The sequence below is a fragment of the Sphingomonas sp. HDW15A genome (genome assembly GCF_011301715.1).
In the GTDB taxonomy this organism is placed as follows: domain Bacteria; phylum Pseudomonadota; class Alphaproteobacteria; order Sphingomonadales; family Sphingomonadaceae; genus Sphingomicrobium.
This window is the reverse complement of sequence record NZ_CP049870.1, coordinates 1,095,463-1,120,486: the sequence shown is the minus strand read 5'-3', so window position 1 is coordinate 1,120,486 and position 25,024 is coordinate 1,095,463. Positions and strand designations below refer to the sequence as shown.

Annotated in this window: 24 protein-coding genes, 3 tRNA genes and 2 pseudogenes; 4 read left to right on the top strand and 25 right to left on the bottom strand. The window is 62.2% G+C overall.

What is annotated here, in order from left to right:
- The 6 genes from G7076_RS05775 to G7076_RS05750 form a co-directional block, all read right to left on the bottom strand.
- Window positions 1–534 (bottom strand): DUF1579 domain-containing protein, encoded by a 534-nt coding sequence (locus tag G7076_RS05775; RefSeq protein ID WP_166201161.1) that lies wholly within the window; start codon window positions 532–534, stop codon window positions 1–3.
- Window positions 531–1,205 carry an ABC transporter ATP-binding protein gene (locus G7076_RS05770; RefSeq protein WP_166201159.1) on the bottom strand — a complete coding sequence of 225 codons (675 nt, stop codon included), beginning with the start codon at window positions 1,203–1,205 and terminating at the stop codon, window positions 531–533. The genes G7076_RS05775 and G7076_RS05770 overlap by 4 nt, the downstream gene beginning before the upstream one ends.
- Window positions 1,198–2,448, bottom strand: a complete 1,251-nt coding sequence (locus G7076_RS05765) for a lipoprotein-releasing ABC transporter permease subunit (RefSeq protein WP_166201157.1) — start codon at window positions 2,446–2,448, stop codon at window positions 1,198–1,200. The genes G7076_RS05770 and G7076_RS05765 overlap by 8 nt, the downstream gene beginning before the upstream one ends.
- Entirely contained in the window at window positions 2,445–3,767 is a 1,323-nt protein-coding gene (gene proS / locus G7076_RS05760; protein WP_166201155.1) for a proline--tRNA ligase, read from the bottom strand. The genes G7076_RS05765 and proS overlap by 4 nt, the downstream gene beginning before the upstream one ends.
- Window positions 3,768–4,076: 309 nt before the next feature.
- Window positions 4,077–5,729: a serine hydrolase domain-containing protein gene (locus tag G7076_RS05755; protein WP_166201153.1), complete on the bottom strand. Its 1,653-nt coding sequence runs from the start codon at window positions 5,727–5,729 to the stop codon at window positions 4,077–4,079.
- A gap of 57 nt (window positions 5,730–5,786) precedes the next feature.
- Window positions 5,787–5,863 (bottom strand) — tRNA-Met (locus G7076_RS05750).
- Window positions 5,864–6,004: 141 nt separating this feature from the next.
- Between G7076_RS05750 and G7076_RS05745 the strand changes: the two genes are divergently transcribed.
- Window positions 6,005–6,415 (top strand): DUF3775 domain-containing protein, encoded by a 411-nt coding sequence (locus G7076_RS05745; RefSeq protein ID WP_166201151.1) that lies wholly within the window; start codon window positions 6,005–6,007, stop codon window positions 6,413–6,415.
- Here the strand turns inward: G7076_RS05745 and G7076_RS05740 are convergent.
- The 3 genes and pseudogenes from G7076_RS05740 to G7076_RS05730 all read right to left on the bottom strand — a co-directional run bounded on the left by G7076_RS05740 (window position 6,408) and on the right by G7076_RS05730 (window position 9,349).
- Window positions 6,408–6,796, bottom strand: a pseudogene (locus tag G7076_RS05740) (2'-5' RNA ligase family protein). The gene G7076_RS05745 and the pseudogene G7076_RS05740 overlap by 8 nt on opposite strands.
- Window positions 6,797–6,897: 101 nt before the next feature.
- Window positions 6,898–7,464 carry a PRC-barrel domain-containing protein gene (locus G7076_RS05735; protein ID WP_166201149.1) on the bottom strand — a complete coding sequence of 189 codons (567 nt, stop codon included), beginning with the start codon at window positions 7,462–7,464 and terminating at the stop codon, window positions 6,898–6,900.
- 32 nt (window positions 7,465–7,496) lie between these two features.
- Window positions 7,497–9,349, bottom strand: a pseudogene (locus tag G7076_RS05730) (potassium transporter Kup).
- Window positions 9,350–9,557: 208 nt separating this feature from the next.
- Here G7076_RS05730 and ald point away from each other — a divergent pair.
- On the top strand, window positions 9,558–10,658 hold the full coding sequence (gene ald / locus G7076_RS05725) for an alanine dehydrogenase (protein WP_166201147.1): 1,101 nt from the start codon (window positions 9,558–9,560) through the stop codon (window positions 10,656–10,658).
- Here ald and G7076_RS05720 read toward each other — a convergent pair.
- The 9 genes from G7076_RS05720 to G7076_RS05680 form a co-directional block, all read right to left on the bottom strand.
- Entirely contained in the window at window positions 10,655–11,278 is a 624-nt protein-coding gene (locus G7076_RS05720; protein WP_166201145.1) for a tetratricopeptide repeat protein, read from the bottom strand. The genes ald and G7076_RS05720 overlap by 4 nt on opposite strands.
- Window positions 11,275–11,676 (bottom strand): cytochrome c-type biogenesis protein, encoded by a 402-nt coding sequence (locus tag G7076_RS05715; protein ID WP_240913893.1) that lies wholly within the window; start codon window positions 11,674–11,676, stop codon window positions 11,275–11,277. Before G7076_RS05715 ends, G7076_RS05720 begins: the two co-directional genes overlap by 4 nt.
- Window positions 11,673–12,203: a redoxin family protein gene (locus tag G7076_RS05710; protein ID WP_166201143.1), complete on the bottom strand. Its 531-nt coding sequence runs from the start codon at window positions 12,201–12,203 to the stop codon at window positions 11,673–11,675. Before G7076_RS05710 ends, G7076_RS05715 begins: the two co-directional genes overlap by 4 nt.
- Complete coding sequence (locus tag G7076_RS05705; RefSeq protein ID WP_166201141.1) at window positions 12,200–14,116, bottom strand: heme lyase CcmF/NrfE family subunit; 1,917 nt, start codon at window positions 14,114–14,116, stop codon at window positions 12,200–12,202. The genes G7076_RS05710 and G7076_RS05705 overlap by 4 nt, the downstream gene beginning before the upstream one ends.
- Window positions 14,113–14,559 (bottom strand): cytochrome c maturation protein CcmE, encoded by a 447-nt coding sequence (gene ccmE / locus G7076_RS05700; RefSeq protein ID WP_166201139.1) that lies wholly within the window; start codon window positions 14,557–14,559, stop codon window positions 14,113–14,115. Before ccmE ends, G7076_RS05705 begins: the two co-directional genes overlap by 4 nt.
- A complete protein-coding gene (locus G7076_RS05695; protein WP_166201137.1) occupies window positions 14,556–14,684 on the bottom strand; it encodes a heme exporter protein CcmD in 129 nt (42 codons plus the stop codon). The genes ccmE and G7076_RS05695 overlap by 4 nt, the downstream gene beginning before the upstream one ends.
- Window positions 14,681–15,400 (bottom strand): heme ABC transporter permease CcmC, encoded by a 720-nt coding sequence (gene ccmC / locus G7076_RS05690; RefSeq protein WP_166203417.1) that lies wholly within the window; start codon window positions 15,398–15,400, stop codon window positions 14,681–14,683. Before ccmC ends, G7076_RS05695 begins: the two co-directional genes overlap by 4 nt.
- 48 nt (window positions 15,401–15,448) lie before the next feature.
- Window positions 15,449–16,498 carry a Glu/Leu/Phe/Val dehydrogenase gene (locus tag G7076_RS05685; RefSeq protein WP_166201135.1) on the bottom strand — a complete coding sequence of 350 codons (1,050 nt, stop codon included), beginning with the start codon at window positions 16,496–16,498 and terminating at the stop codon, window positions 15,449–15,451.
- A gap of 33 nt (window positions 16,499–16,531) precedes the next feature.
- Window positions 16,532–16,608: transfer RNA gene (locus G7076_RS05680), tRNA-His, on the bottom strand.
- 70 nt (window positions 16,609–16,678) lie between these two features.
- Here G7076_RS05680 and G7076_RS05675 point away from each other — a divergent pair.
- The gene (locus G7076_RS05675; RefSeq protein ID WP_166201134.1) at window positions 16,679–17,125 is read left to right on the top strand and encodes an HIT family protein; all 447 of its coding nucleotides are present in this window, start codon (window positions 16,679–16,681) and stop codon (window positions 17,123–17,125) included.
- Window positions 17,126–17,219: 94 nt separating this feature from the next.
- A complete protein-coding gene (locus G7076_RS05670) occupies window positions 17,220–17,912 on the top strand; it encodes a Crp/Fnr family transcriptional regulator (protein ID WP_166201132.1) in 693 nt (230 codons plus the stop codon).
- A gap of 66 nt (window positions 17,913–17,978) precedes the next feature.
- Here the strand turns inward: G7076_RS05670 and G7076_RS05665 are convergent.
- The 7 genes from G7076_RS05665 to G7076_RS05635 form a co-directional block, all read right to left on the bottom strand.
- A tRNA-Val gene (locus tag G7076_RS05665) sits at window positions 17,979–18,053 on the bottom strand.
- A 52-nt stretch (window positions 18,054–18,105) separates the two neighbouring features.
- Window positions 18,106–18,384, bottom strand: coding sequence for an HU family DNA-binding protein (locus G7076_RS05660; protein ID WP_166201130.1), 279 nt, complete (start codon window positions 18,382–18,384; stop codon window positions 18,106–18,108).
- Between the two features lie 86 nt (window positions 18,385–18,470).
- Complete coding sequence (lon, locus tag G7076_RS05655) at window positions 18,471–20,870, bottom strand: endopeptidase La (RefSeq protein ID WP_166203415.1); 2,400 nt, start codon at window positions 20,868–20,870, stop codon at window positions 18,471–18,473.
- A gap of 20 nt (window positions 20,871–20,890) precedes the next feature.
- The gene (locus tag G7076_RS05650; RefSeq protein WP_166201128.1) at window positions 20,891–21,361 is read right to left on the bottom strand and encodes a CPBP family glutamic-type intramembrane protease; all 471 of its coding nucleotides are present in this window, start codon (window positions 21,359–21,361) and stop codon (window positions 20,891–20,893) included.
- Entirely contained in the window at window positions 21,362–22,645 is a 1,284-nt protein-coding gene (gene clpX / locus G7076_RS05645) for an ATP-dependent Clp protease ATP-binding subunit ClpX (RefSeq protein WP_166201126.1), read from the bottom strand.
- A 160-nt stretch (window positions 22,646–22,805) separates the two neighbouring features.
- Window positions 22,806–23,822 carry an inorganic phosphate transporter gene (locus tag G7076_RS05640; protein WP_166201125.1) on the bottom strand — a complete coding sequence of 339 codons (1,017 nt, stop codon included), beginning with the start codon at window positions 23,820–23,822 and terminating at the stop codon, window positions 22,806–22,808.
- Between the two features lie 20 nt (window positions 23,823–23,842).
- The gene (locus tag G7076_RS05635; protein ID WP_240913903.1) at window positions 23,843–24,967 is read right to left on the bottom strand and encodes a DUF47 family protein; all 1,125 of its coding nucleotides are present in this window, start codon (window positions 24,965–24,967) and stop codon (window positions 23,843–23,845) included.
- Window positions 24,968–25,024 lie beyond the last annotated feature (57 nt).

Genomic DNA, 25,024 nt, shown 5'->3' with positions numbered 1-25,024 from the left:
TTATTTGAAGTGAGGCAGGGGTGCGCGCCGATAAAGAAAATCGAAACCCGGCGACCAAGTCTTGCCTCCGTCGGTCGAGGCTTCGCTCCACTGCCGAACCTGGCCGTCGGGCTGGAGCTGATAGCGCATCTTCACAAGCGCGCCCTTCCCGGGGCCGACGAAATTGGCCCATTCGCCAACGATCATCATGGCTCCGTCCTCAAAGCCGCCATCTAGATCGACGCGGGTGCCGCTGCTGTCGATCCACACCTGCCGCCATTTCTTGCGGGCCGGATCGTAAAAACTGAGACTGCCGCCACCGCCGTTCAGCTCCCTACCGACGGGCATCCAGTTTTCGCGGATGGCACAACCGGTATATTTTTTCTCGATCAGCGAATGGGCGATGACCTTTTCAGCACCATTGGGACGGACCTCCCACGAACCGACCCAGAAATCCCATTGATGCGATTCAGGGCTGTTGCACCCAGGCCCGGATGGCGGCGGCGACGGCGTCGACCCCTGCAACAAGGTTGCGAGGACCAACGCCGCACTCATTGGAGATGGCCCTCATGGAGGCGGACGACCCGGTCCATCTTGGCCGCGAGGCGCTCATTGTGGGTGGCAATCAGCGCGGCGCTGCCCTCCCCGCGCACAAGTGAAAGGAACTCCGCCAGGACTCGATCGGCGGTGGCCTCGTCGAGGTTGCCGGTCGGCTCGTCGGCCAGCACTAAGGGCGGCCGGTTGGCGAGCGCACGGGCGACGGCCACACGCTGCTGTTCGCCGCCGGAGAGTTTCGACGGGCGATGATCGAGCCGCTGTGAAAGGCCGAGCTTGCCGAGCAGTTCTGAAGCGCGCGCCCGAGCGTCATCCGGGGAGACGTCCCGGATGAGTTGCGGGAGCATGACGTTCTCGATCGCGTCGAAGTCTGGAAGCAGGTGGTGGAACTGATAGACGAATCCCAAGGTGTCGCGGCGGACGCGCGTGCGTCCCTCGTCGTCGAGCCTTGCAGCTTCTTCCCCGGCGATGCTGATCGAGCCTTCGAACCCGCCTTCGAGCAGTCCGACGGCCTGAAGAAGGGTCGACTTGCCCGAACCGGACGGTCCAAGCAGCGCAATGATTTCGCCCTGCTTCACGGCAAGGTCGATGCCGCGAAGCACCTCGATAGTGACGTCACCCTGTATGAAGCTGCGCTTGAGCCCTCGGGTCTGGAGGACAGCATCACTCATAGCGGAGCACCTGCACTGGGTCGGTCGAGGCGGCCTTGTAAGCCGGATAAATCGTCGCGAGGAAACTCAGCACCAGCGCGGTGATGACTATGGCGGCGACTTCCACTGGATCGGTCTTGGCCGGCATCTCGGTAAGGAAGCGCACTGACGGGTCCCAAAGGTTGGCACCCGTAGCGAGCTGGAAGGCGCCGGTTATCTGCTGCCGGAACAGCAGGATTATCGCGCCGAGCAATAGTCCGGCCATAATTCCGACGCCGCCAATGATAGTTCCGACCGTCATGTAGACCTTCATCAGGCCTGAGCGACTGGCCCCCATGGTTCGCAGGATGGCGATGTCGCGGGTTTTGGCGCGAACCAGCATGATCAGGGACGAAAGGATGTTGAACACCGCGACCAGGATGATCAGCGAAAGGACGAAGAACATCGCCACCCGTTCGATCTCGAGCGCTTCGAACAGGGCGGAATTCATCTGCTTCCAATCGATAACGATGCCTTTGCCGGCCACCACCGACTGAAGCGGCGCGAGGATTTGACCGACATTGTCGGGATCCGTCGTCTGGACCTCGACCAGCCCAACATCGTCGCCCATCATCAGCAAGGTTTGCGCGTCCTGCATCGGCATGACGACGAACGCGCTGTCGAAGTCGTAGATGCCGACCTCGAACACCGCGCCGACGGTGTAGCTTACGATGCGTGGCACTGTACCGATCGGGGTCGATCGGCCTTCCGGGCTGATCAGGGCGATTTCCGAGCCCGGATAGGCGCCAAGTTTTTCGGCGAGCCGAATACCGATGGCGACGCGTCCGCTGCCGGGCGTGATCGAGCGCATGTCGCCCGAGCGGACGTTCTCGTTCATCACCTTGTTGGTGCGAATGTCCTGGGTCAGCACGCCGCGGACCAGCACCCCTTCGACGCGGCCGTTGGCCGATGCCATCAGCGGCTGCTCGATCAGCGGCTGTGCGGAGGTGACGCCCGGCGTCTTGCGGGCAGCGACGGCGATCTGCTCCCAGTTCGACAGCCGACCGTCGTAGCCCTGGATGATGGCGTGGCCGTTGAGGCCCACGCTCTTGTCGAACAGCTCCGCCCGAAAGCCGTTCATAACACTCATCACGACGATCAGCGCGGCGACGCCTAACGCGACCGCGATCAGGCTGATCGTCGCGACCATGAAGATGAAGCCCTCACCCTTGCCCGGAAGCAAGTAGCGCTTGGCGATCATCCGTTCGTAGCGGTTGAGGATCATGCGGTCAGGCGCGCATGCGCGGATTCGAGCGAGAGCTCCTCGCGCTCGCCGGTCTTGCGGTTCTTGAGTTCGACGACGCCCTTTTCGAGCCCGCGCGGGCCGATGATTACCTGCCAGGGCAGGCCGATGAGGTCCATCGAACCGAGCTTGACGCCGCCGCGCTCGTCGCGGTCGTCGTAGAGCACGTCGACATCGGCTTCAGTGAGCCTGGAGTAAAGTTCCTCGGCCGCGGCGATGGACGGGGCATCGTCGCCGCGCATGGTGACGATCCCGACCTTCCACGGCGCGACCGCGTCCGGCCAGATGATGCCATTGTCGTCGTGGCTCGCCTCGATGATTGCGCCGACAAGCCGCGAGACGCCTATTCCGTAGCTGCCCATCTCCGGGGTCACCATCGATCCGTCGGGGCCGGAAACCTTGAGACCCATCGATTCCGAATATTTCTTGCCGAAATAGAAGATGTGCCCGACCTCGATTCCGCGACCGGTGCGTCGGCGGCCTTCGGCGACCTCGGCCCAGCGCGCCTCGTCATGGGTTTCGTCGGTCGCAGAATATGTTGCGGTCACCTGCTGGAACAGTTTCTCAAGTCCGGCGGGGTCGTCGTAGCGGAGGCCCGGCTGTGCCCAGTCGAACTCGTCGAAGGCCGCGTCGTAGAAGACCTCGCTCTCACCGGTGGGCGCAAGGACGATGAATTCGTGGCTAAGATCGCCACCGATGGGGCCGGAGGCCGCCTTCATCGGCACGGCTTGGATGCCCATGCGCTGGAAAGTTCGTAGATAGGCCAGCATTTGCGTGTAGTAGCTCTGGCGTGCGCCGGCCTCGTCGAGGTCGAAGCTGTAGGCGTCCTTCATCAGGAACTCGCGGCCACGCATCACGCCGAAGCGCGGGCGGACCTCGTCGCGAAACTTCCACTGGATGTGGTAGAGTGTGCGCGGGAGGTCGCGGTAGCTCTTCACGTCGTCGCGGAAGAGCGCAGTGATCATTTCCTCGTTGGTCGGGCCGTAGAGCATCTCGCGCTCGTGACGGTCCTTGATGCGCAGCATTTCCGGCCCATAGGCGTCGTAGCGGCCCGATTGGCGCCACAAGTCTGCAGACTGTAGTGTGGGCATGAGAAGCTCGATGGCGCCCGCCTTGTCCTGCTCCTCGCGGACGATCTGCTCGATCTTCTGGAGGACGCGAAAGCCGATCGGCAGCCAGGCGTAGATGCCGGCAGCGGTCTGGCGGACGAGCCCGGCGCGGAGCATCAGCTTATGACTGACGATCTGGGCGTCAGTCGGGCTTTCCTTAAGGACCGGCAGGAAACAGCGGGACAGGCGCAAGGTTCTAAGCTTTCATGTTGCGGCGCGGCAGGGAGGCTCTCCCTAGTCAGGGCATTGCCGATAGGCAATCCGCCGCGACCGTTGCTGAGCCGCCACATGGGTGGCGAAAAGGGCGCGAAACGGCAATTTGCGTCGTGACAAGGTGCGCGCGACAAGCCTAATTCGTCCCAACCGCCCGGTCTCAGGGATCCGTGCGGAATTGAGGCAGCCGATTAAGAGCCGGCGCTTCAGACTCCAAAGGGGGCTGACGAGCAATCGTCACGCAAGGGCGCCCGGGCTTTTTGGCCCGGGCGTTTTGCTTTTAGGGGACTACTGTCGCTTGGCCTCAATGGACTGCCCGTTCTGGTCCAACGTCATCGTCTGGGCCTTGCCCGCGATGATCCGTCCGAATGTTAGCTTCGCGCCGACCTGCGCAACTTCGAATTCGGTCATGGAGACGGCCTTCAACGCGATAAGTGGTTGGTTCCCCAGCTTGACTGAAAGCGTGCCTTCACTGCGGGTGATCAGGAAATTGCCGATTGGCGATGAATAGGACCCGGCGTAACTGTCGAGCAGGTCGACCGGCAGAACCACGGCCGCCTTTTCGGCTGGAACTGGCCCGGCCCATGTCGACAGTTCGGCCTGGCTTGCGCCATCATGATGCATCTCCATCACCTTCTTCCCATCCGTGCCCGTTCGAACGGCGAACCAGGTCAGCCCATCGCTTCCATAGAAGAAGCGGTCGTCGCCCGCCGGAAAGACTTCCCGCTCTCCGCCGCCGCTGCGGCGCGTGTAGAGCTTGCCTCCCCGCTCGAAGAACAGACGCTCTCCCACCGGCAGGGCGTAAGAACCGAGCAAGGCGGTGACCGCCTGCTTGTCGACCGGGCGGGCCGTGAATTCGGGGAATGGATCGCCGACTGCCACGGCCGCCAGACGAGTGGCTAATGTCGAAGCATCGACCATCGCGTCGCTGTTTCCGAGGACCACGATGAAAATCTTCGGTTCCACAACGTACATGCTGCCGGTCGCGAAACCATGGATATTGCCGTTGTGGCCGATTGTCTTGCGCCCGCGAACATCGCTCGGTGCGAGGCCGAATCCGTACGGGATGCTCTCTCCATTCTTGAGCTTCTGCGCGCTCGTCATCAGCGCATAGCTGGCGGGCGAAAGCACCTTGCCTCCGTGCAAGGCATTACCCCATCGCACCAGGTCGTCCGCAGTGCCGATCAGAGCGCCGGCGGCGTGCGGGTTGCTCATATGGATAGCCGGCGCCGGCAGCGTCTTGCCCTCTTCGTCGGTATAGCCGACAGCCATTGCCTTCACTTCAGGTTCGTGCACGCCCGCCATGATGGACTTGAGGCCTAGCGGACCAGTCACGGTGGAGACGATTGCTTCGTCCCAGCTCTTGCCGGTTAGTTTCTCTAGGATTGCTCCAAGAAGGACATAGCCGCTGTTGTTGTACGAATATTGTTCGCCCGGCTTGAACTGGAGCGGAACCGCCTTGAACTCATCGATCAGGCTCTGGGTCGTCGCGCTTGCCCCCGAGTCCGCTTTCGCCACCCAACTGGGGATTTGGGTGTAGGGCATGATGCCCGAGGTGTGGTTGAGCAACTGCCGGACGGTAGCAGCCCCGCCGGGGCCGGGGTAATCGGGCAAGTACTTGGTCACCGGATCGTCCAGGGAGATCTTACCCTGGTCGACCAGCTTCATGATGGCTGCGGCGGTGAACTGTTTGGTGATCGACGCGAAGCGGAACGAAGTGGCGGGGGAAATCGGCACCTTGCTTTCAATGTTCGCGAAGCCCCGCTCGTTGCGATAGACCGTCTTCCCGTTTTCCGTAATCACCACCGCGTAACCGGGACCGTCCGGCGTGGAGGCCATTGCGACGATCTTGTCCGCATTGGCCTTGAAGTCGGCGGGCAGCGCCCACGACGCGGTGGAAACACCTGCAAGCAGCGATGCGGCGAGAAAATGACGAGACATAGGCGACCTCCTGTTAGGGAGATCGGTGTATTATTACACCAATACAGTGTCAAATTTTGGTAGCGGAGGAGGGACTCGAACCCCCGACACGCGGATTATGATTCCGCTGCTCTAACCAGCTGAGCTACTCCGCCCCAATGAGCGATCCAGGCTTGCCGCTCTGGACGTCCGGCGGGCGGGCATATAGGCAGGCCAGTGCCACCGGTCAACGCGCGTTTGTCGTGGGAACCGCCACCAGTCACCCTCGTTGTGCCGGAAGCAGAAACGAGGAACTCATGGAACCGTCGACACCGCTTGAAACCTTGTGCCGGATCGTCCTTCGGGCACGCGAATATGAGGCGCAAGTTCCGAGCAACTACGGTGACGACGAAGAACCCGACAATGTCGACGACACCGGTGAAGAGGTGCTTTCCGTTCTGGACGACGACATCAACAGCAGTGTCGAGGAAGAACTTCGCGGAATCCTCGACGATCTCGCCGACGACCAGTTGGCCGAAGTGCTGGCCTTTTGCTGGGTCGGCCAGGGCACGTATGAGGCTTCGGACTGGGACGAGGCGCTCGAAGCAGCGGGCGAGGAGAACAACCAGATCGACGAGCTGCTGGAGATGCCGATGATGGCCTCCGTGCTGGAGCAGGGATTGGCGGCGTTCGACCTCAGTTGCGACGGAATCGGCGACCTCACCTAATAGCGAACTGCCAGCGCGAGATCGGCGCCCAAGGCCCGCCGAGATATTCGTGAATCGCCAGGCCGGCAACCTGAACGGGTCGCGGGACGAAGTCATTTCCAATTTGCTCGAGCAGCGCCTTTGCGACCTTGGGCGCGACCTTGTTCTGGATGGTGACGTGCGGCCGCCAACCGGCGCTGTCCTGGGCGCTGAGCAGCCCGTGAAAGGCCTCGGCAAGGTCCTCGCGAATGGCTTCCAGTTGCGGCGATTGAATGCGGTAGGCGACCCCGCCCCCTAAGTTTATCAAGCCGGAAACGGTCGCTTTCGGCGCGACTTGGCGGGAAGCTGATGACAGCCTCGATTTCGCTTCCTCGAAGGCCGATGGGGAAGTGCGTGAAACAGGGTGAGATGCGCGGCAAGCTGGTTGCGCTCGGGCGGGAAATGCTCACGCCGCTGGCGGTCGAACCAGGCGAAATCTTGAGGCCCGAATTCTGCAGTGACGATTAACGCGCCGGCCAATGGTCGCGCTCGATCGTCGGAAGGCCGTGGAACGTCGTTTGATCAAGCATGCAGAGGAACCCCTCGTTGCGCTTTCGGATATGGCGCCAGTCCACGCAGTGAAGGACTTCGCCGACCCCGCCGACCCCGCCTTCCGCAACGACGACGTAAGCGACGCGGCCGCTATCGCAGCCGATCATCGCATCGACTGCGGTGCCGAGGGAAGTGCCCGACGCACCAACGATTTCACCGCTGCTGAGCGCACTCGCCGGGAAAAGGGTTTCGCTGGGCTGATCTTCGCTCGCTGCGGCAGCGCCCTTCCCGCCCTTCTCGAACTGGCGTTGTCGCCCGAGCCAGCGCCAGATGCCGAAGGCGTTAAGCAAGGTCAGAATGATATTCTGCCAGACGAGGCTGGATGGGCCGTCGAGAAGCCCGATCGCCATCCAAAGGAGCGATCCGGCGGTGAAGGCGATGAAGCCGACCCCGGTTATCTTGGCGCCGAGGTTGGAGGCGGTTAGCAACGCTCCGAGAATGATCATCGCCGGAGCGGCGAAGTTGAGGAATTCGTTCATGGCGCGCTGAACGGCGAACCGCGGCCAAAGGTTCAGATTTCCACCTGGCTTCCAAGTTCGACGACGCGATTGCTGGGCAGCTTGAAGAATTCCATCGCGCTTTCCGCGTTGCGGAGCATCCAGGAGAACAGCCGCTCACGCCAGATCGCCATTCCCGGCTTGGCCGAGGGCAGCAACGTCTGTCGCGAAAGGAAGAAGCTGGTGTTCATCATCTTGCAGCTTTCGCCGCAAGTCTGGATCCCCGACAATTCGCGCGGAACGTTGATTTCTTCCATGAAGCCGTAGCGAATGACGATGCGGTAGAAGCCGTTGTCATAATCTTTCGTTTCGACCCGTGCCTCAGGGGGACGTAAGGTACGTCTTCGATCTTCACGGTGAGCAAGAAGATCCTCTCGTGAAGGACCTTGTTGTGCTTGAGGTTGTGAAGCAGCGCATGGGGCACACCCTTGGCCGAGCTCGTCATGAACACGGCGGTTCCGGGGACTCGCGATGCGCTTGAAGACGCCGACTTGATGAAAACCTCGATCGGAAGCGCCGCTTCCTTCATGCGGTCAAGCATAAGCTTGCGGCCGGCGGCCCAAGTGGTGAGGAAGGTGAAGATGATCGCACCGACCAGCAGCGGGAACCAGCCGCCAGCCGGAACCTTGAGCAGGTTCGCACCGAAATATGCGATATCGATGAACGCGAAGATCGCAAGAAGCGGGATCGACTTCCACAGAGGCCACTTCCACAGACTGAAGAAGACCACGCCGATCAGGACCGTGTCGATCGCCATCGCGCCGGTGACGGCTATGCCGTAGGCTGCCGCCAGGTTGGACGAAGACTGGAACATCAGCACAAGCAGGATGACCATTGTCAGTAGCGCCCAGTTGATTAGCGGAATGTATATCTGGCCAGCAGCTGTCTCGCTGGTGTGGAGAATTCTGAGGCGTGGAATGAAACCAAGCTGGATCGCTTGCTGGGTGACCGAAAAAGCTCCGGATATTACCGCCTGGCTGGCAATGATCGTTGCCATGGTGGCGAGGATCACGAGCGGCAGCCGCAGCATTTCCGGAGCGAGAAAGAAAAACGGGTTCTTGACGGTGAGCAGCGCCTGCTCCGGGCTTTGTGCGAGGAGCATCGCGCCCTGTCCCATGTAATTGATGAGCAGCGCCGGCATGACGAACAGGATCCAGGCGTATTTGATTGGGCGGCGGCCGAAATGCCCCATGTCCGCGTAAAGCGCCTCGGCACCCGTTACTGCGAGGACGACCGAGCCCATCGCTATGAAGGCGCGAACTGGCTCCTGGTAAAAGAAATTGGCGGCGTTCAGCGGGTTGAACATCGCCAGGATGACCTGCGGATGGGCAAAGATATGCATTGCGCCGAGCACCGCGAGGGTCACGAAGTAGATCATCATAACCGGACCGAACATCAGGCCGACACGCGCCGTGCCCCGCTTCTGGATCGCGAACAGGCCGATGAGGATGCCGATCGCCAGCGGAATGACCCAACTTTGAAATGCGGGATTCACCGTCGTGAGGCCTTCCACTGCCGACAAAACCGAGATGGCCGGGGTGATCATCGAGTCGCCGTAGAACAGCGCCGTCGCGAATACGCCGAGCATGATAATCCCGGCTGTCCAGCGCTTCTTGTCGGGCGAGGAACGGTTGATGAGCGCGAGCAGGGCGAGGCTTCCGCCCTCCCCCTTGTTGTCGGCGCGCATGATGATCATGACATATTTCAGCGTCACGATGATCATCATCGACCAAAAGATGAGGCTCAAAATGCCATAGATATGCAGCGCGTCGGGGGCGAGAACGTGATGGCCGGCAAAGGTTTCGCGAAAAGCGTAGATCGGCGAGGTGCCGATATCGCCGTAAACGATGCCGATCGCGCCGATCATCAGCTTGCCGATCGGCCCATGCGCGTGCGTGTCGTTGAACGGCGTGTCGATTTCTGCAGTGCCGGTTGCGGTAACGGTCATAAAATATCCATCGGTCCGCCCGTGCGCGGCGCGCCGCACTAGCACCGGCAAAAAGGCGCTGCAATCGGGCGGGAAACCGGTCTATAGGCCCGCGCGAACCCAAACATTGCCCGATCAGGAGTTACCAATGCGCGTCGGTGTGCCGAAGGAAATCAAAAATCACGAATATCGGGTCGGCATGACCCCGGCGAGCGTCGCCGAACTAACCGCGGCGGGCCACGAGGTCTTCGTTGAAACGAAGGCCGGGACGGGCATCGATTTTTCGGACAAGGCCTATGAGAAGGTTGGTGCGACGATCCTTCCGACCGCGCAGGACGTGTTCGACAAGGCTGAGATGATCGTGAAGGTGAAGGAGCCGCAGGCCGTCGAAATCGCGATGCTGAAACCGCACCACCTGCTATTCACGTATCTTCACCTGGCGCCCGACCCCGAGCAGGCCAAGGGTCTCATGGAATCAGGCGCGACCTGCATCGCCTACGAAACCGTGACCAGCGATTCCGGCGCACTGCCGCTGCTAAAGCCGATGAGCGAAGTCGCCGGCCGGATGTCGGTCCAGGTCGGCGCCCACTACCTCGAGAAAGAGCCGGGCGGACGCGGAATCCTGCTCGGCGGCGTTCCGGGTGTGGCGCCCGCCAAGGTTGCTATCCTAGGCGGCGGAGTGGCCGGGCTCAACGCGGCGCAAATGGCGGTCGGGCTGCGCGCCGACGTCACCATCTACGACATCAGCAATGACCGGCTGGCCGAGCTCGACACGCATTTTGGCTCGCAGATAAAGACGGCCTATGCCTCGCGTGACGCGATCGCCCGAGCCGTTCAAGAGGCGGAATTGGTCATTGGCGCAGTCCTCGTCCCAGGAGCGGCCGCGCCCAAGCTGGTAACCCGCGAAATGCTCAAGACGATGAAGCGCGGCTCCGTGCTGGTCGACATAGCCATCGATCAGGGTGGCTGCTTTGAGACCTCGAAGGCGACCACGCATGAGGATCCCGTCTACGAAATCGACGGGGTGATCCATTATTGCGTTGCGAACATGCCTGGCGCGGTTGCCCGGACAAGCACGTTCGCGCTCAACAATGCGACGCTGCCGTTCATTCTGAAGCTCGCCAACCTCGGCGCGGAGAAGGCAATGGCCTCCGATCCGCACCTGGCGAACGGACTCAATGTCTCGGGCGGCGAGATCCGCAACGAGCCGGTGGCCGAAGCGCTCGGGCTGGAGTTCGTACCCGCCTAAGCTGGTTGGCGGCCGGCGGCCATCTGCTCGATCAACGCGACCCCGTCGGCCACGAGCGGCCGCCATTCGGCGTTCGGCGGGGCGCGATCGAGCAGGCTTCGCCAGAGCTTGTAAGCGCCCGCCGCGTCGCCCGAACGAAGCAGCGCCAGTCCCTCGAAATAGTCGGGTGCCGGGGCAGTCGGTGCTAGCTCGCGGGCTCGGTCGAACGCGAAGCTGGCAGCGGGCGTGATTCCGCGAGCATGGTCGGTGAGCGCATTCCCAAGCCCAACCCACAGCCCATAGTCACGTGGATGGGCGCGGATCGCGGACTGGAGGATGCCGACCGCATCCTGTGTCTTGCCGCGCGCCGCCAGGGCGTCAGCCATAAGAAGCCAATGTTCGGAGACACTGAAACGTCCGAGAAAAAGATTGCGCGCGCCTGTCAACGGGATCGGACCAGCGGCTACCTGCCCCGCGCGCGGGCTTCCGGAGAGACCGGGACGCCCACCGAGTGCATATCCTGCAGCGCCAAGCATCAAGGTCGCGGCGGCGAAGGTCAGCAGCCCACCGCGAAGACCGGCGAGGCGCATCGCGGCAAGCGCAACCCCGATCAGGACAAGGACAATGAGGAGGCCGGTCATCTTCGCCCCCTAAGCTTGCGCGCGGCAAGGAAGCCACCGGCGATGAGGATGGCGATTGGGGCGGCCCACAACGGCCAGGTCAATGGTTTCACGGGTGGATCGAAGCTGACCCAGTCGCCGTAGCGCTGAATCAACCATGCGCGAACCTCTTCGGCACTTTCCCCCGACCCCATTCGCTGGCGAATGAGCGCACGCATGTCGCCGGCGAGCTCCGCGTCGCTGTCGGCGACCGACTGGCCCTGGCAGACGAGGCAGCGGATCTCATGCATCAGCGCCATGGCCTGCGCTTCCTGGCGCGCGTCCGGAAGCTGACGGTTGGCCCATTCGGACGGCGGCAGTTTGCTGTCCGCGAAGGCTGGTGTTGCTGACATGAGCAGGAGGGCGAGAGCAAACCTCAACGCGCCTCCTCCATCTCGCCAAGGATCTTCGCCATATCCTGCGGCATGATCGGCCCGACATGCTGATAGCGGATGACCCCGCGGCCATCCAGGATGAAGCTTTCGGGCACTCCCGACGAGCCCAGACTCATCTGGACCTTGCTGTCGAGATCGCTGCCGATGCCGAGAAACGGATCGCCATGACGCTCAAGAAAAGCGGCAACGTCCGCCGGCCGGTCGCGGACTGCGATTGCCTCGATCCTTACGCCGCGGCGCTCCAGCTCAAGCAGAATCGGCGCTTCGGCCACGCAGGGTACGCACCAACTTGCGAAGATGTTGAGCAGCTTGGGCTGGCCGTCCGCGAAGCCAGCTGACTTGACCGTTGCCCGTCCTGGAATCGCGGCAGGGAGCGCGAATTGCGGAAGCTTCTGGCCTTCGAGGCGGGAGCGAATGACGGTGTCCGGCGGGCTCGATAGCCGCCACAGGGCGACGCCTGCGAAAACTGCGAGCAGCAGCAGCGGAGTGGCAAGGATCAGGCGGCCCCTCACAGCTCGGCCTCCTCAAGACGCCGGCGGTTGCGGCGGTTGGTCCACGCCCGTCCGGCAAGCGCGATGAACCCGCCGAGCGCGACGAGAATGCCGCCAAGCCATATGAAGGTGACGAACGGCTTCCACCAAAGGCGAAGCTGCCAGCGGTCGCCGGTTTGCCGACCGAGAACCGTGTAAAGCTGGCCGTTCCACGTCGTGGCGATTGCCACCTCGCTGGTCTCGGTTAGGGGTGATGTGAATACGCGCGCCTGGGGACGAAGCTCTTCCGTGCCGTCACCTTTCGAGGCGCGCAGGCTGGCCTCCAGGGCGGTCCAGTTCGGCCCGGCGACAGGACTTATCGAGACGAAGTCGATTAGCCAGGGACCGATTTCTAGTCGTTCGCCGGGACGAGCTGCTGCCAGCCGCTCACGGGTGAAGGCCGCGTCGCTGGCCATTCCGAGCACCGAGATCGCCACACCGAGATGAGCGATGACCATTCCCCACGTCGCGAGCGGCGTCCGGCGCAGCGAACGTCCGAACAACGGCATGACGGTTGCCGGAAGGAGCGCCATTCCCACGACTAGGCCAAGGCGCGCCATCAGGCTCATGTCTGGCGCCAGGATCACGGTGGCGACGAGCGTTGCCAGCCCGACAAGCACGGCCGGGGCAGTCTTCCGGGCGACCGGAGTTTCATGCCGTCGCCAGCGAAGCAACGGCCCGACGATGAGGAGCAGCAAGAGCAGGAGCCCGAGCGGACCGGCAACGGCGTTGAAATAGGGCGGACCGACGGACAGTTTCTCCCCAGTCGTCGCCTCCACCATCAACGGATACAGCGTGCCCAGAAAGACGACGGCGAGGATGACGCTGAGCAGGAGGTTGTTGACGACCAGTGCGCCCTCGCGGCTGACCAGCGCGAAGCGTGCGCCTTCACCTACCGCTGGTGCGCGCCATGCAAACAGGGCGAGCGCCCCGCCGACGTAAAGCAGTAGCAGTGCGAGGATGAAGGTTCCGCGGGTCGGATCGACCGCGAAGGCATGAACCGAAGTCAGGATCCCGGAGCGTACGAGGAAAGTGCCGACCATCGACATTGAGAAGGCGATGACGGCAAGCATCATCGTCCAGGTGCGAAGACCGCCGCGCGCGGCTAGTACACTGACCGAGTGGAGCAGCGCGGTGGCGGCGAGCCACGGCATCAACGAGGCATTCTCGACCGGGTCCCAGAACCACCAGCCGCCCCAGCCAAGTTCGTAATAGGCCCAGTAGCTGCCGGCGACGATCCCGAGCGTCAGGAATATCCATGAGCCGAGCACCCACGGCCGCATCGCGCGAGCAAGAACCGGGCCGACATCGCGGGTGAGTAACGCGCCGACGGCAAGACTAAATGCGACCGAAAGGCCGACATAGCCGAGGTACAAGGTCGGCGGGTGGAAGGCGAGCCCGGGATCCTGCAGCAGCGGGTTGAGTCCCTGCCCTTCGAGCGGCGCGGGATCAAGGCGTGCGAACGGGTTGGAGGCGATGAGCAGGAATGCATAGAAGCCGAGCGCCAGAGCTGCCTGCGCGCCGAGCGCGGCGCTGAGCATCTTTTCCGGCATTCGACGCGAAAGCAGGGCAAGGAGCGCACCGGACAAGGCCAGCACCGTGACCCACAAGAGCATCGAGCCCTCGTGATTCCCCCAGGCACCGGCAAAGCGGTAGATGAAAGGCTTGGCGCTGTGACTGTTGGCGGCAACGAGGGCAACGCTGAGATCGGTGCGAACGAAGACCAGCACCAGGCACAGGAAGGCAATGCAGGTCAGAAGGCCCTGCGCAAGCGCGATCGGCCGGGCGGTGGCGACGGCCTTGTCGGCGAGCGTCGGGATCGCGGTAACAGCGAGTTGGAGGAGCGCCAGTGCGGCGGCGAGATAGAGGGCAGCAAGCCCGGTTTCGGCGATCATCGCTCGACCGTTCGGGCAACGGCGTGTTCGGCCGCGGAATTGCCAAGCTGCGGCGGCATGTAGCGTTCGTCATGCTTGGCTAAGATGTTGTCGGCCTCGAACGTGCGCCCGCGAAGCCGGCCTTCGGCCACGACTCCGCTGCCTTCCTTGAACAGCGAGGGCGGAATACCGCGGAACCGCGTTTCCACCTGCTGCTTTCCGTCAGTCACGATGAAGCGCAGGGTGACGCCGTCAGGAAGCTGTTTGAGCGAACCCTGCTGGACCATTCCGCCGAGCCGAAGCGCATCGCCCTCCTCGACGGTGCCCGAAGTGATGTCGGTCGGGGTGACGAAATAAGCTGCACGGTCGCGAAGGCCCCACATCGCGAGCAATGCCGCGCCGACAAGTGCGACCAGTGCGCTAAGCGCCAGCACAAGGCGCTGATGCTTGGGCTTGAGGCTCATCTGCGGGCCGCACTCTCCGCTTGTGCTTCGGCGCGACGCATCCACCGCCACGAAAGCAGCAGCAGAACGCCGGTCAGTCCGAGCGTGATGACATAAGCGGCGATGACGAACGACCAATGGTTCATTCGGCAGCCCTCCGCCGCAATCGCGCCTCAGCGCGGATGGTGGCGAGCTCGGCCCGCATGCGCATGAGGACGATGGCGCCGAACAGCAGGGAGAATCCGAGCACCGTGAGCGGCAGCGGCCAAAGTAGCTCGGGCGCGATCGACGAACCGCCGGCGATGCTGATCGACTGGCCCTGGTGAAGTGTCCGCCACCATTGCACCGAGTAATGAATGATCGGCAGGTTCACCGCGCCGACGATCGCGAACAATGCCGCCATCCGCCCTTCAGTTTGGCGCTCTCGCTCAGCTGACGCGAGACCGATATAGCCGAGGTAGAGAAAGAAGAGGATCAGCATCGAGGTCAGGCGGCCGTCCCATTCCCACCACGTGCCCCAAGTCGGGCGGCCCCAGATCGAGCCGGTGACGAGGCAAACGAAGGCATACATTGCGCCCACGGGGGCAATTGCGCGGCCGGCAATGGCGGCGAGCGGATGGCGCCAGACGAGTTGCGCGAGGGCCGCCGCGGCAAGGCCGGACCAGCCTCCCATCCCCAGCCACGCGCTCGGCACGTGGATGTAGAGAATGCGTGCACTATCACCCTGGAGATAGTCCGGCGGCGTAAACGCCAATCCGCCAATCACGCCGACAAGGATGAGCAACAAACCCGGCCACAGGCACCACGCCGTCGCTGGCCGCGCTATCTTGAGGAACCGGGCGGGGTTGGCGTAGCCGTGCATCTGCATCAGGCCCTTAGCACGTCGTGACCAAGAGCCAAGCGCCTTGCCTTACCCTCGCCCGATGAGACGCTGAGCCATCGCATCTGCAACAGCCGCCGGATCACGGCCGCTCGACTCACTTTCCGCCCAGATTTGCTCGAGGCGGCCAGGAATAGCTTCAATTCGCGAACGGACGAGATCCGGGCCGCCGTCGCCCAGATATTCGGTCGACACGTTGATGATCCCACCCGCGTTGATCACATAATCGGGCGCGTAGAGGATGCCGCGGGACTTGAGGCGCTCACCGTCCTGGGGCGTCGCGAGCTGATTATTGGCCCCGCCTGCGACGATCGGCACGTTCAAAGCCGCGATTGACTGCTCGGTCAGGATAGCGCCGAGGGCGTTCGGGCTGAACACGTCGGCTTCGAGCGTCATGATTTCGGACGGGTCGACAATCGTCGCGCCGGTCTCGTTCGCAAGCGCCTGGGCGCGGTCCACAGCGACATCCGCGATTGTCAGGCGCGCACCTTCCGCAGCCGCAAGGCGCGCGACTCCACCGGCGACGCTGCCCGCGCCCTGCATGGCGATGTGCAGGCCCGACAGGTTGTCCTTGCCAAGGGCAAGGCGAACCGCTGCCTTGATGCCCAAGAAGACGCCGAGCGACGTGTGCGGACCGGGATCGCCACCGACGGCTCCGCCCTCCACCGGCAAGCCGGCAACGAACCTGGTCTGGGTAGCGATGGTGGTCATGTCAGCAACGGTGACGCCGACATCCTCGGCAGTCACGTAATTGCCGCCGAGCCGATCCACCGACTTGCCGAATGCGGCAATCATCGCATCGGTCTTGGTGCGGTCCTTGTCGGCAAGGATGACGGCTTTGCCTCCGCCAAGCGGGAGGCCTGCCATCGCGTTCTTGTAGCTCATTCCGCGCGACAGTCGCAGCGCATCCGTCAACGCTTCGGAATCTTCGGCGTAATGCCAGAAACGGGTACCGCCGGCCGCCGGGCCGAGATGGGTCGAGTGCATTGCGATAATCGCCCGAAGGCCGGTGTTGCGGTCGGTTACGAAATGAATCGCCTCATGGGCGTCGAAATCGGGATAGCCCCAGGGGGTCGTCATGATACCGGTCGATCCTGCAAGGACGTGTATGAATGGGGCGATCGACGGGACTTGAACCCGCGACCCTCGGTACCACAAACCGATGCTCTAACCAGCTGAGCTACGATCGCCGTGAAGCGCCTTGGAGGACGCGCGCCGCCCCCTTAAGGGGCGTGACCATCCTTGGCAAGCGAGGGACAAATGAACGCGACCATCGAAAAGTTCGGTTATCCGGAAACGCTTATCAGAGAGTACCGGCATTGGGTCGTGATGCTCCGCCCGGCTCAAGTCACCACAGGATCGCTGGTGCTCGCCGCGAAGAGCGAGGCGACGGCGTTTGGAGAGCTTGCACCCGAAGCCTTTGCCGAGCAGGCCAACGTCGTCGCCGATATTGAGGCAATGCTCAAGGCCGCCGTGAATTTCGACAAAATCAACTACTTGATGCTGATGATGGTGGATCCACAGGTTCACTTCCACGTTTTCCCACGTTATGCGGGCGACCGTTCCGTTGCCGGACTGACGATTGCGGATTCGGGTTGGCCCGGACCGCCAGATCTGAAATCGGCAATACCCCTGGACCAGGCCAAGGTTCGGGACGTCGTTCGGTTTTTGAAAGGGCACATGCCGAACGGCGCAGCGCGGGACTGACAACAAACACAGGGTAAAAAGCTTGCGCAATCGTCGATATTGCGTTGAGTTAAGATGGAGCGGATATTTGAAAGCGAGTCGATTTCAGCAAGCCATGATAAACGGGCCGATATCGCTACGCGACAAACTGGTCGAATCCGGCCTTAGCCCGGAAATCGCCGATGCGCTCGGCGAGATGCCGCAGCGTCGCGTTCAGCTTGACCCGCGCAGGCCCTTCCGGGAGCCAGGGATGGCGCGCGACGAAGTGATGTTCGTCACCTCCGGCCTCGTGTCCAAGTACAAGAGCGACGCCAGCGGACGACGCCAGATCGTCGCCCTCCGCTTCCCGGGCGAAGGCATATTGCCGCGCGAAGGGAGTGCCGCCTACGGAATTCAGGCCATTGTCAAAAGCGAAGTGCTGGTCGGAAAAGCCGCCGACTTCGATCCGATCATTGAAAAACATCCCGAGCTCGCCCGCTATTTCTGGCGGCTCATCCAGCGCAACGAGTCGATCGGTTACGAATGGCTGGTGAATTGCGGACGCCGCGATTCCACCGCGCGGGTGGCTCACCTGCTTGCCGAGACGGCAACACGCTATGGCATTAATCCGGACAGCGAGCCGCTACCCAATCCCTTCACCCAGCAGCAGATCGCCGACATCACGGGGCAGACGTCGGTCAACGTCAACCGCGTGTTCGCGGATCTCGAGCGGCAGGGGCTAATCAAGCGCCAGGGTCGCGACATCTTTTTCAAGGACTGGAACGAGATTCTGCGCGTGGCGAGCTTCCAGCCGAACTATTTAGATTAGGTTCGGATTGCCTGCGCTAACATGCGGCCTTTGGGCAATGTCCCCCAGACATTCCCATTAGTTGCATGGTGGGCGCGACAGGGATTGAACCTGTGACCCCACCCGTGTGAAGGGTGTGCTCTACCGCTGAGCTACGCGCCCCGGCCATGCGTCAAGCGCCGATAGTGGCGCGCACGAAAACTGTCCAGACGGCTTATTTGGCTTGGACCGCTTCTTTTAGAATTCGGCCCGGGCGAAACTTGGGCTGCGAGCTTGCCTTGATTTGCATTGGCGCACCGGTTCGCGGATTGCGCCCTACAGACGCCTTGCGGCGGGTCACCGAGAAATTGCCGAAGCCGACGAGCCGGACCTCATCTCCGCGTTTGAGCGCGGATGTGACCACTTCGAGCATGGTCTCCACCGCTTTCGACGCATCGGCACGGGAAAGGCCCGCGCGATCGGCGACCTGGCCGATGAGATCCTGCTTGTTCATGCTCTACTCCCCTCGCTCTTACGCGGTGACTGGATGGGTGACGGCGAGCCGCCCTTAAGACAAGGTTCGCCCGCCAAGTCAAAAAGCTAGTGGCGAACGGCCGGACTTTCCGACGAACTGCCGTGTCCGGGGGGCGGTTCGGCGGCATGTTCGTCCGCATCGGTCCACTCGATCGCTTGGACCGGCTCGGTCAACGCCAGTTCAAGCACTTCGTCGACATGCGACACCGGAACAATCTTTAGGCCGTCCGTGACGCTCTTCGGAAGTTCGACCAGGTCCTTCTCATTATCCTGCGGAATGAGCACGGTCGTGATTCCCCCGCGAAGCGCAGCCAGCAGCTTCTCCTTGAGGCCGCCGATCGGTAGGACTCGGCCGCGGAGCGTAACTTCGCCGGTCATCGCCACGTCGCGGCGCACCGGAATTCCGGTCAGAGTCGAGATCATCGCTGTAACCATCCCAACGCCCGCTGACGGCCCGTCCTTGGGAACGGCGCCTTCGGGCAAGTGAACGTGAATGTCCTTGCGCGCGAAGAGCGACGGTTTGACGCCAAAGGCGGGGGCGCGAGCTTTGATAAAGCTCATCGCCGCCTGAACCGATTCTTGCATGACCTCGCCGAGCTTGCCGGTCGTCTTGATCTGGCCCTTGCCGGGGACGGTCACAGCCTCGATCGTCAACAATTCGCCGCCGACCTCGGTCCAGGCCAGGCCGGTGACAGCGCCGATCTGGTCTTCTTCCTCGCCAACGCCGAAGCGGTAACGGCGGACGCCGAGGTAATCGGCGAGATTGTTCTCATCGATGGTGACCGACTCGCAGTGGCCTTCCAGAATCCGCCGAAGCGCCTTGCGTGCGACCTTGGCAAGCTCGCGCTCCAGAGTGCGGACGCCAGCTTCGCGGGTATAGAGCCGAATGATCGCGCGAAGGCCGGAATCGGTGATCTCCAGCTCCCCAGCGGTCACGCCATGCGCTTCAAGTTGCTTGGGAATGAGGTGCCGGCGGGCAATCTCGACCTTCTCGTCCTCCGTATAGCCTTCGAGGCGGATAATCTCCATTCGGTCGAGCAGCGGTTGCGCCATGTCGAGCGAGTTGGCCGTCGTCACGAACATGATGTCGCTGAGATCATAGTCGATCTCGAGATAGTGATCCTGAAACTTGCTGTTCTGTTCGGGATCGAGAACCTCAAGCAAGGCGGATGCCGGATCGCCGCGAAAATCCTGGCCGAGCTTGTCGATTTCGTCGAGAAGGAACAGCGGATTGCTCGTCCCCGCCTTTTTGAGGTTGGAGATGATCTTGCCTGGAAGCGAGCCGATGTACGTCCGCCGGTGTCCGCGGATTTCGGCCTCGTCGCGGACGCCGCCTAGCGACTGGCGCACGAACTCACGACCGGTAGCTCGGGCGATCGAGCGTCCAAGCGAAGTCTTGCCGACGCCGGGCGGCCCGACGAGGCAAAGGATCGGGCCCTTCAGGCGGTTGGTTCGCGCCTGGACCGCAAGATATTCGATGATCCGGTCCTTGACCTTCTCGAGCCCGTAATGGTCCTCGTCGAGTACGGCTTGGGCCTCGGCAATGTCGCGCTTAAGACGGCTCTTCTTGCCCCACGGCAAAGCTAGCAGGACGTCGAGATAGTTGCGGGCAACCGTCGCTTCTGCCGACATCGGCGCCATTGCCTTGAGCTTCTTGAGCTCGGCATTGGCGCGCGCCTTGGCTTCCTTGCTGAGACGCGTTTTACGGATCTTGGCGGCAAGTTCGTGGAGCTCGTCGCCCCCTTCCCCGTCGTCATTGCCGAGCTCACGTTGGATCGCCTTCAACTGCTCGTTGAGGTAATATTCGCGCTGAGTCTTCTCCATTTGCCGCTTCACGCGGCTGCGGATCTTCTTCTCGACCTGGAGAACGCCGAGCTCGCCCTCCATGAACGCGAACACCATCTCAAGGCGCCGGGCGACATTGAGCTGGGTAAGCAGGGCCTGCTTGTCGCTGACCTTGATCGAAAGGCTGGAAGCAACCGCATCTGCCAAGATCGAAGGATCTTCAATCTCGGCAAGCTGGACACCGGTTTCAGCGGGCAGGCGCTTGTTGAGCTTGGCGTAATTCTCAAACTGGTCGACGACAGAGCGCATCAGCGCCATGGCCTCCGCGCCGTCAGCTTCGTCCTCTTCGACCTCCTCCACCTCGGCCTCGAGATATTCGCCGCGATCGTAGAGAGCGATCAGTTTGGCACGCTTGGCGCCTTCGACCAGCACGCGCACGGTTCCGTCCGGCAACTTCAAGAGCTGCATCGCCGTCGCGGTTACGCCTAGATCGTACATCGCGTCGCGATCGGGATCATCCTCGCTCGGATCGAGCTGGGCGACGAGGAACAGCTGCTTGTCGGCGGCCATCGCGGCTTCGAGCGCGGCGACCGATTTGTCACGGCCTACGAACAAAGGAACGATACGATGTGGGAAAACGACGATGTCGCGAAGCGGCAGGATAGGAAGCAGGCGAGTCATGCCGCCCATATGGGCGGCGCCTATGCCAAGCGCAACAGAAGCAGGGCAGGAATGAGGTTGTTGAGGGCGTGGACGGCAGCAGCGATCCCGACCGCGCCGACTTTCGAACGCTTACGCCAGGTAACGTAGAGGATCGAGAAGATGAGGAATGGCCACCAGATGACGAGGCCCCAGGTCGGGGCCTGGAGCGAGTGCGCCATGCCCCAGCCGGCTGCGCTCAATGCCACTGCCCATTGCCACGGCACGACGAGCAGTAGCAACTCGAGCATAGCGGCCATGATGAGGCTTTCGACGATCGGAGCGAATACCTCGATGAGGAAGAACACAAGCACGGGATCGCCGTCGAACACCGGGCTTGGGGCGCCCGGAATGAGCCGGGAGAAGAATGCCGCGAGCCCGAGCGCCGGCAGAGTCACCAGCGGCCAGGCAAGCAGGATCGTTCGCGCAGGCTGGCGCGGCTCGAACAGGAACGCGGGAAGCGCGGGCTTCAACTAGGCAGCGTCGCCCGTGGTGCCGGACGCTGCCTTGTCCTTCTTGGCATAGACCCGCACCGGCTCCTTGGTGCCGGCAACGACGTCCTTGTCGACATGGACTTCATTGACCCCGTCCATCGACGGAAGGTCGAACATCGTGTCGAGCAGAATCCCTTCGAGGATCGAGCGAAGACCGCGAGCGCCCGTCTTTCGCTCGATCGCCTTCTTGGCGATGGCGATGAGCGCGTCGTCGGTGAATTCGAGACGAACATCTTCCATCTCGAACAGCTTCTGATACTGCTTGATGAGCGCATTCTTCGGCTCGACCAGAATTTCGACCAAGGCCGCCTCGTCGAGATCCTCGAGCGTGGCGATGACCGGCATACGGCCGATGAATTCTGGAATGAGTCCGAACTTCATCAAATCTTCGGGCTCGGTGAACTTCAGAACCTGGCCGGTACGGCGTTCGTCCGGAGCTTCGACATGTGCGCCGAAACCGATCGACTTGCCCTGCATGCGATCGGAGATAATCCGCTCTAGGCCGGCGAAGGCGCCGCCGCAGATGAAAAGAATGTTGGTCGTGTCGACCTGAAGGAACTCCTGCTGCGGATGCTTGCGCCCGCCTTGTGGGGGAACGGAGGCCGTCGTGCCTTCCATCAGCTTCAGGAGCGCCTGCTGGACACCCTCGCCCGATACGTCGCGAGTGATCGACGGATTGTCCGACTTGCGACTGATCTTGTCGATCTCGTCGATGTAGACGATGCCGCGCTGCGCCCGCTCGACATTATAGTCGCTGGCCTGGAGCAGCTTGAGAATGATGTTCTCGACATCCTCGCCGACATAGCCGGCTTCCGTCAGCGTCGTGGCGTCGGCCATGGTGAACGGTACGTCGAGTATTCGCGCCAGCGTTTGGGCGAGCAATGTCTTGCCGCAACCGGTCGGGCCGATCAGAAGGATGTTCGACTTGGCAAGCTCGACCTCGGTCCCCGTCTTGGAACCGTGGGCAAGCCGCTTGTAGTGGTTGTGCACTGCGACCGACAGAACGCGCTTGGCGCGCGACTGGCCGATCACGTAATCGTCGAGAACCTGGTTGATCTCCGAAGGCGTCGGTACACCATCGCGGGTCTTGACCAGCGCCGACTTGGTTTCCTCGCGAATGATGTCATTGCACAGCTCGACGCATTCGTCGCAGATGAACACAGTCGGCCCGGCGATGAGCTTGCGCACCTCGTGCTGCGATTTGCCGCAGAAACTGCAGTAGAGCGTACTCTTGCTGTCGCCGCCGCCTTGAAGCTTGGTCATAAAGTCCCTTGCAATTCCGGCCGCGCACGGCCGTATTCCGCCGCATGCTAGCCGCTCTTGTCGCACAATCAAGCTAAGTGATGGGTTAACGCCCCACCCCGCGATTGGGCCATTCCTGTCCCGATATGGAGCTTGTAGCCCCGTCCGGCAAGGCGTGTGATCAGACGAAAAGGCGAGTCAGCGCGTAGAAACCGGCGGCTACCGCGGCCGAGCAGGGAATAGTTATCACCCATGCCATGACCACGCTTTGCGCGACTCCCCACCGGACGGCAGAGGCGCGCCGGGCGACCCCGGCGCCGATTACTGCGCCGGTGATGGTGTGCGTCGTCGAGACAGGAATCCCGGCCAGACTGGCGCCGAAAAGCATGATCGATCCGCCCGTGGAAGCGGCGAAACCCTGATGCTGCGAAAGCTTGGTGATCCGGCTGCCCATCGTCTCGATGATCTTCCAGCCGCCCATCATGGTGCCCAGGCCCATGGCGATGTAGCAGCTGATCGCGACCCAATGAGGTACATGGAACTCGCCGCTGAGATAGCCGGTCGAATAAAGAAGGACGGTGATGATCCCCATCGTCTTCTGGGCATCATTGAGGCCGTGGCCAAGGGAATAACCGGCCGCGCTGACGAGATGGCAAGTCTTGAATGCGCTTTCGGCGCCTCGCGCACTGGCCCAGGACGCAAGCCAGCTGGAAATCAGCATAACGAGCATCGCGACGGCCATCCCAATCATCGGCGCCAGCGGAATGAACAACAAGGTCTTGGTGACGCCATTCCACTGGATCGTGCCGAACCCCGCTGCCGCGACCCCGGCGCCGACGATACCGCCGACCAGGGCATGGCTGGACGAGGATGGGATGCCCTTGAGCCAAGTGACGACGTTCCAGAACATCGCCCCGCCCAGCGCTGCGAAGACCACAGCGGGCGATACGAGGTCTTTGTCGATCAGCCCCTTGCCGATCGTATCGGCGACCTTGTGAAGCTCCGGCCACGCTAGCGTGAGGAAGTAGGCAGCAAAGTTGAAGAAAGCTGCGAATCCAACAGCTTGGACCGGGCCGAGGAGCTTGGTCGCTACCACAGTTGCGATGGAGTTGGCCGCGTCGTGAAGGCCGTTCAAAAAGTCGAACATCAGCGCCAGGATGACGAGCCCGACGAGCAGCGGGAGGGCGATCTCATGCATGGTGCGAACGATCCCGCGGCTCAGCTATGGTCAATGACGATCGAGTCAATCTGGTTTGCCACGTCCTCGAATGCGTCGATGATCCGCTCGAGATGTTTGAAGATTTCGCGGCGGACCGCGAACTCGATCGAGCTTTTCTCGCGGAATTCGGCGAAGCAGCGCTTGAGCCCGGCGGTGTGGATCTCGTCGCCACGCCCTTCCATCCGGACAAGCCGTTCCGTTAGCTCATGCAGGCGTTTGCCGTTCCTGCCGACGTCGCGCATCAAGGGCATCGCCTCGGCGACCAGGCGCGCGCTGTCGACGACGATGGCCACCATGTCGCGCATCTCGGGCTCGAAATCCTTGAAATCGTAGACGTCGATTGCCGATGCGGTGGACTGCATTTCATCGATTGCGTTGTCCATCGAGCCGATGAGCGACGTGATCGCGCCGCGATCGAAGGGAGTCAGAAAGGTTTCGCGGACCGTTCTCAATGTCTCGGCGATAATCGCATCCGCATCATGCTCGCGCTCGCGAATCTCGCGGACATGCTCTTCCCTTTTCGACTGGCCCTGGAAAAGACGGCCAGTCGCGTCCGCCGCCGCGACCACCGCAGTGGCATGAGCCTCGAACAGTTCGAAGAAATTGCCCTTCTTCGGAAGAAGGCGTTGAAACCACGCAAACATCGGACCCACCTTGGATTTTTCGGCGACAACGGTGAACATGCTCGTCCGATTTGCCGCCTTGTTGAATTCGCTTGCGCCGAACGAGCGGATGAGATCGGCAAGATCGGGCTCTTCGACAGCAGCCGCGGCGTCGGTGAGACTGAACCAGCGACGCTTGCGCTGGCCCTTCTCCGGCCATTCATCGAGCTCGCTGTTTACCGCAAGCGGAAAGACCTCGACGTCGGCCATTAACGAAGCGCCGCTCCCCCTGCGCTTGCGATACCGAAAGCTGCCCAGCGGCACCGGACAGACCGCCCCGGTGACTCCAGCCTCCTCAAACGCTTCCTTGGCAGCACCGTCGTGAGGCGCAAGCCCGCCTGGGAGATTCCCTTTCGGGATCACCCATCGCTTCGACTCGCGGCTTGTGACCAGCATGACCCGGACTGGTGCGTCCAGGTCCTTACCCACGCTTCGATACGGCAAGGCGGCGATCTGGCGAATGTTGAACGACCCTCTTCGACCCGACGGCTAGACCCCGCCGCAGTTTGCGATGGGGCC

Bases quoted from the DNA above. Each gene is read 5' to 3' on its own strand.
- G7076_RS05775 (WP_166201161.1), bottom strand. From the start codon at position 534: ATGAGTGCGGCGTTGGTCCTCGCAACCTTGTTGCAGGGGTCGACGCCG.
- G7076_RS05770 (WP_166201159.1), bottom strand. From the start codon at position 1,205: ATGAGTGATGCTGTCCTCCAGACCCGAGGGCTCAAGCGCAGCTTCATA.
- G7076_RS05765 (WP_166201157.1), bottom strand. From the start codon at position 2,448: ATGATCCTCAACCGCTACGAACGGATGATCGCCAAGCGCTACTTGCTT.
- G7076_RS05755 (WP_166201153.1), bottom strand. From the start codon at position 5,729: ATGTCTCGTCATTTTCTCGCCGCATCGCTGCTTGCAGGTGTTTCCACC.
- G7076_RS05745 (WP_166201151.1), top strand. From the start codon at position 6,005: ATGGAACCGTCGACACCGCTTGAAACCTTGTGCCGGATCGTCCTTCGG.
- G7076_RS05735 (WP_166201149.1), bottom strand. From the start codon at position 7,464: ATGAACGAATTCCTCAACTTCGCCGCTCCGGCGATGATCATTCTCGGA.
- ald (WP_166201147.1), top strand. From the start codon at position 9,558: ATGCGCGTCGGTGTGCCGAAGGAAATCAAAAATCACGAATATCGGGTC.
- G7076_RS05720 (WP_166201145.1), bottom strand. From the start codon at position 11,278: ATGACCGGCCTCCTCATTGTCCTTGTCCTGATCGGGGTTGCGCTTGCC.
- G7076_RS05705 (WP_166201141.1), bottom strand. From the start codon at position 14,116: ATGATCGCCGAAACCGGGCTTGCTGCCCTCTATCTCGCCGCCGCACTG.
- ccmE (WP_166201139.1), bottom strand. From the start codon at position 14,559: ATGAGCCTCAAGCCCAAGCATCAGCGCCTTGTGCTGGCGCTTAGCGCA.
- G7076_RS05695 (WP_166201137.1), bottom strand. From the start codon at position 14,684: ATGAACCATTGGTCGTTCGTCATCGCCGCTTATGTCATCACGCTCGGA.
- ccmC (WP_166203417.1), bottom strand. From the start codon at position 15,400: ATGCACGGCTACGCCAACCCCGCCCGGTTCCTCAAGATAGCGCGGCCA.
- G7076_RS05685 (WP_166201135.1), bottom strand. From the start codon at position 16,498: ATGACGACCCCCTGGGGCTATCCCGATTTCGACGCCCATGAGGCGATT.
- G7076_RS05675 (WP_166201134.1), top strand. From the start codon at position 16,679: ATGAACGCGACCATCGAAAAGTTCGGTTATCCGGAAACGCTTATCAGA.
- G7076_RS05670 (WP_166201132.1), top strand. From the start codon at position 17,220: ATGATAAACGGGCCGATATCGCTACGCGACAAACTGGTCGAATCCGGC.
- G7076_RS05660 (WP_166201130.1), bottom strand. From the start codon at position 18,384: ATGAACAAGCAGGATCTCATCGGCCAGGTCGCCGATCGCGCGGGCCTT.
- lon (WP_166203415.1), bottom strand. From the start codon at position 20,870: ATGACTCGCCTGCTTCCTATCCTGCCGCTTCGCGACATCGTCGTTTTC.
- clpX (WP_166201126.1), bottom strand. From the start codon at position 22,645: ATGACCAAGCTTCAAGGCGGCGGCGACAGCAAGAGTACGCTCTACTGC.
- G7076_RS05640 (WP_166201125.1), bottom strand. From the start codon at position 23,822: ATGCATGAGATCGCCCTCCCGCTGCTCGTCGGGCTCGTCATCCTGGCG.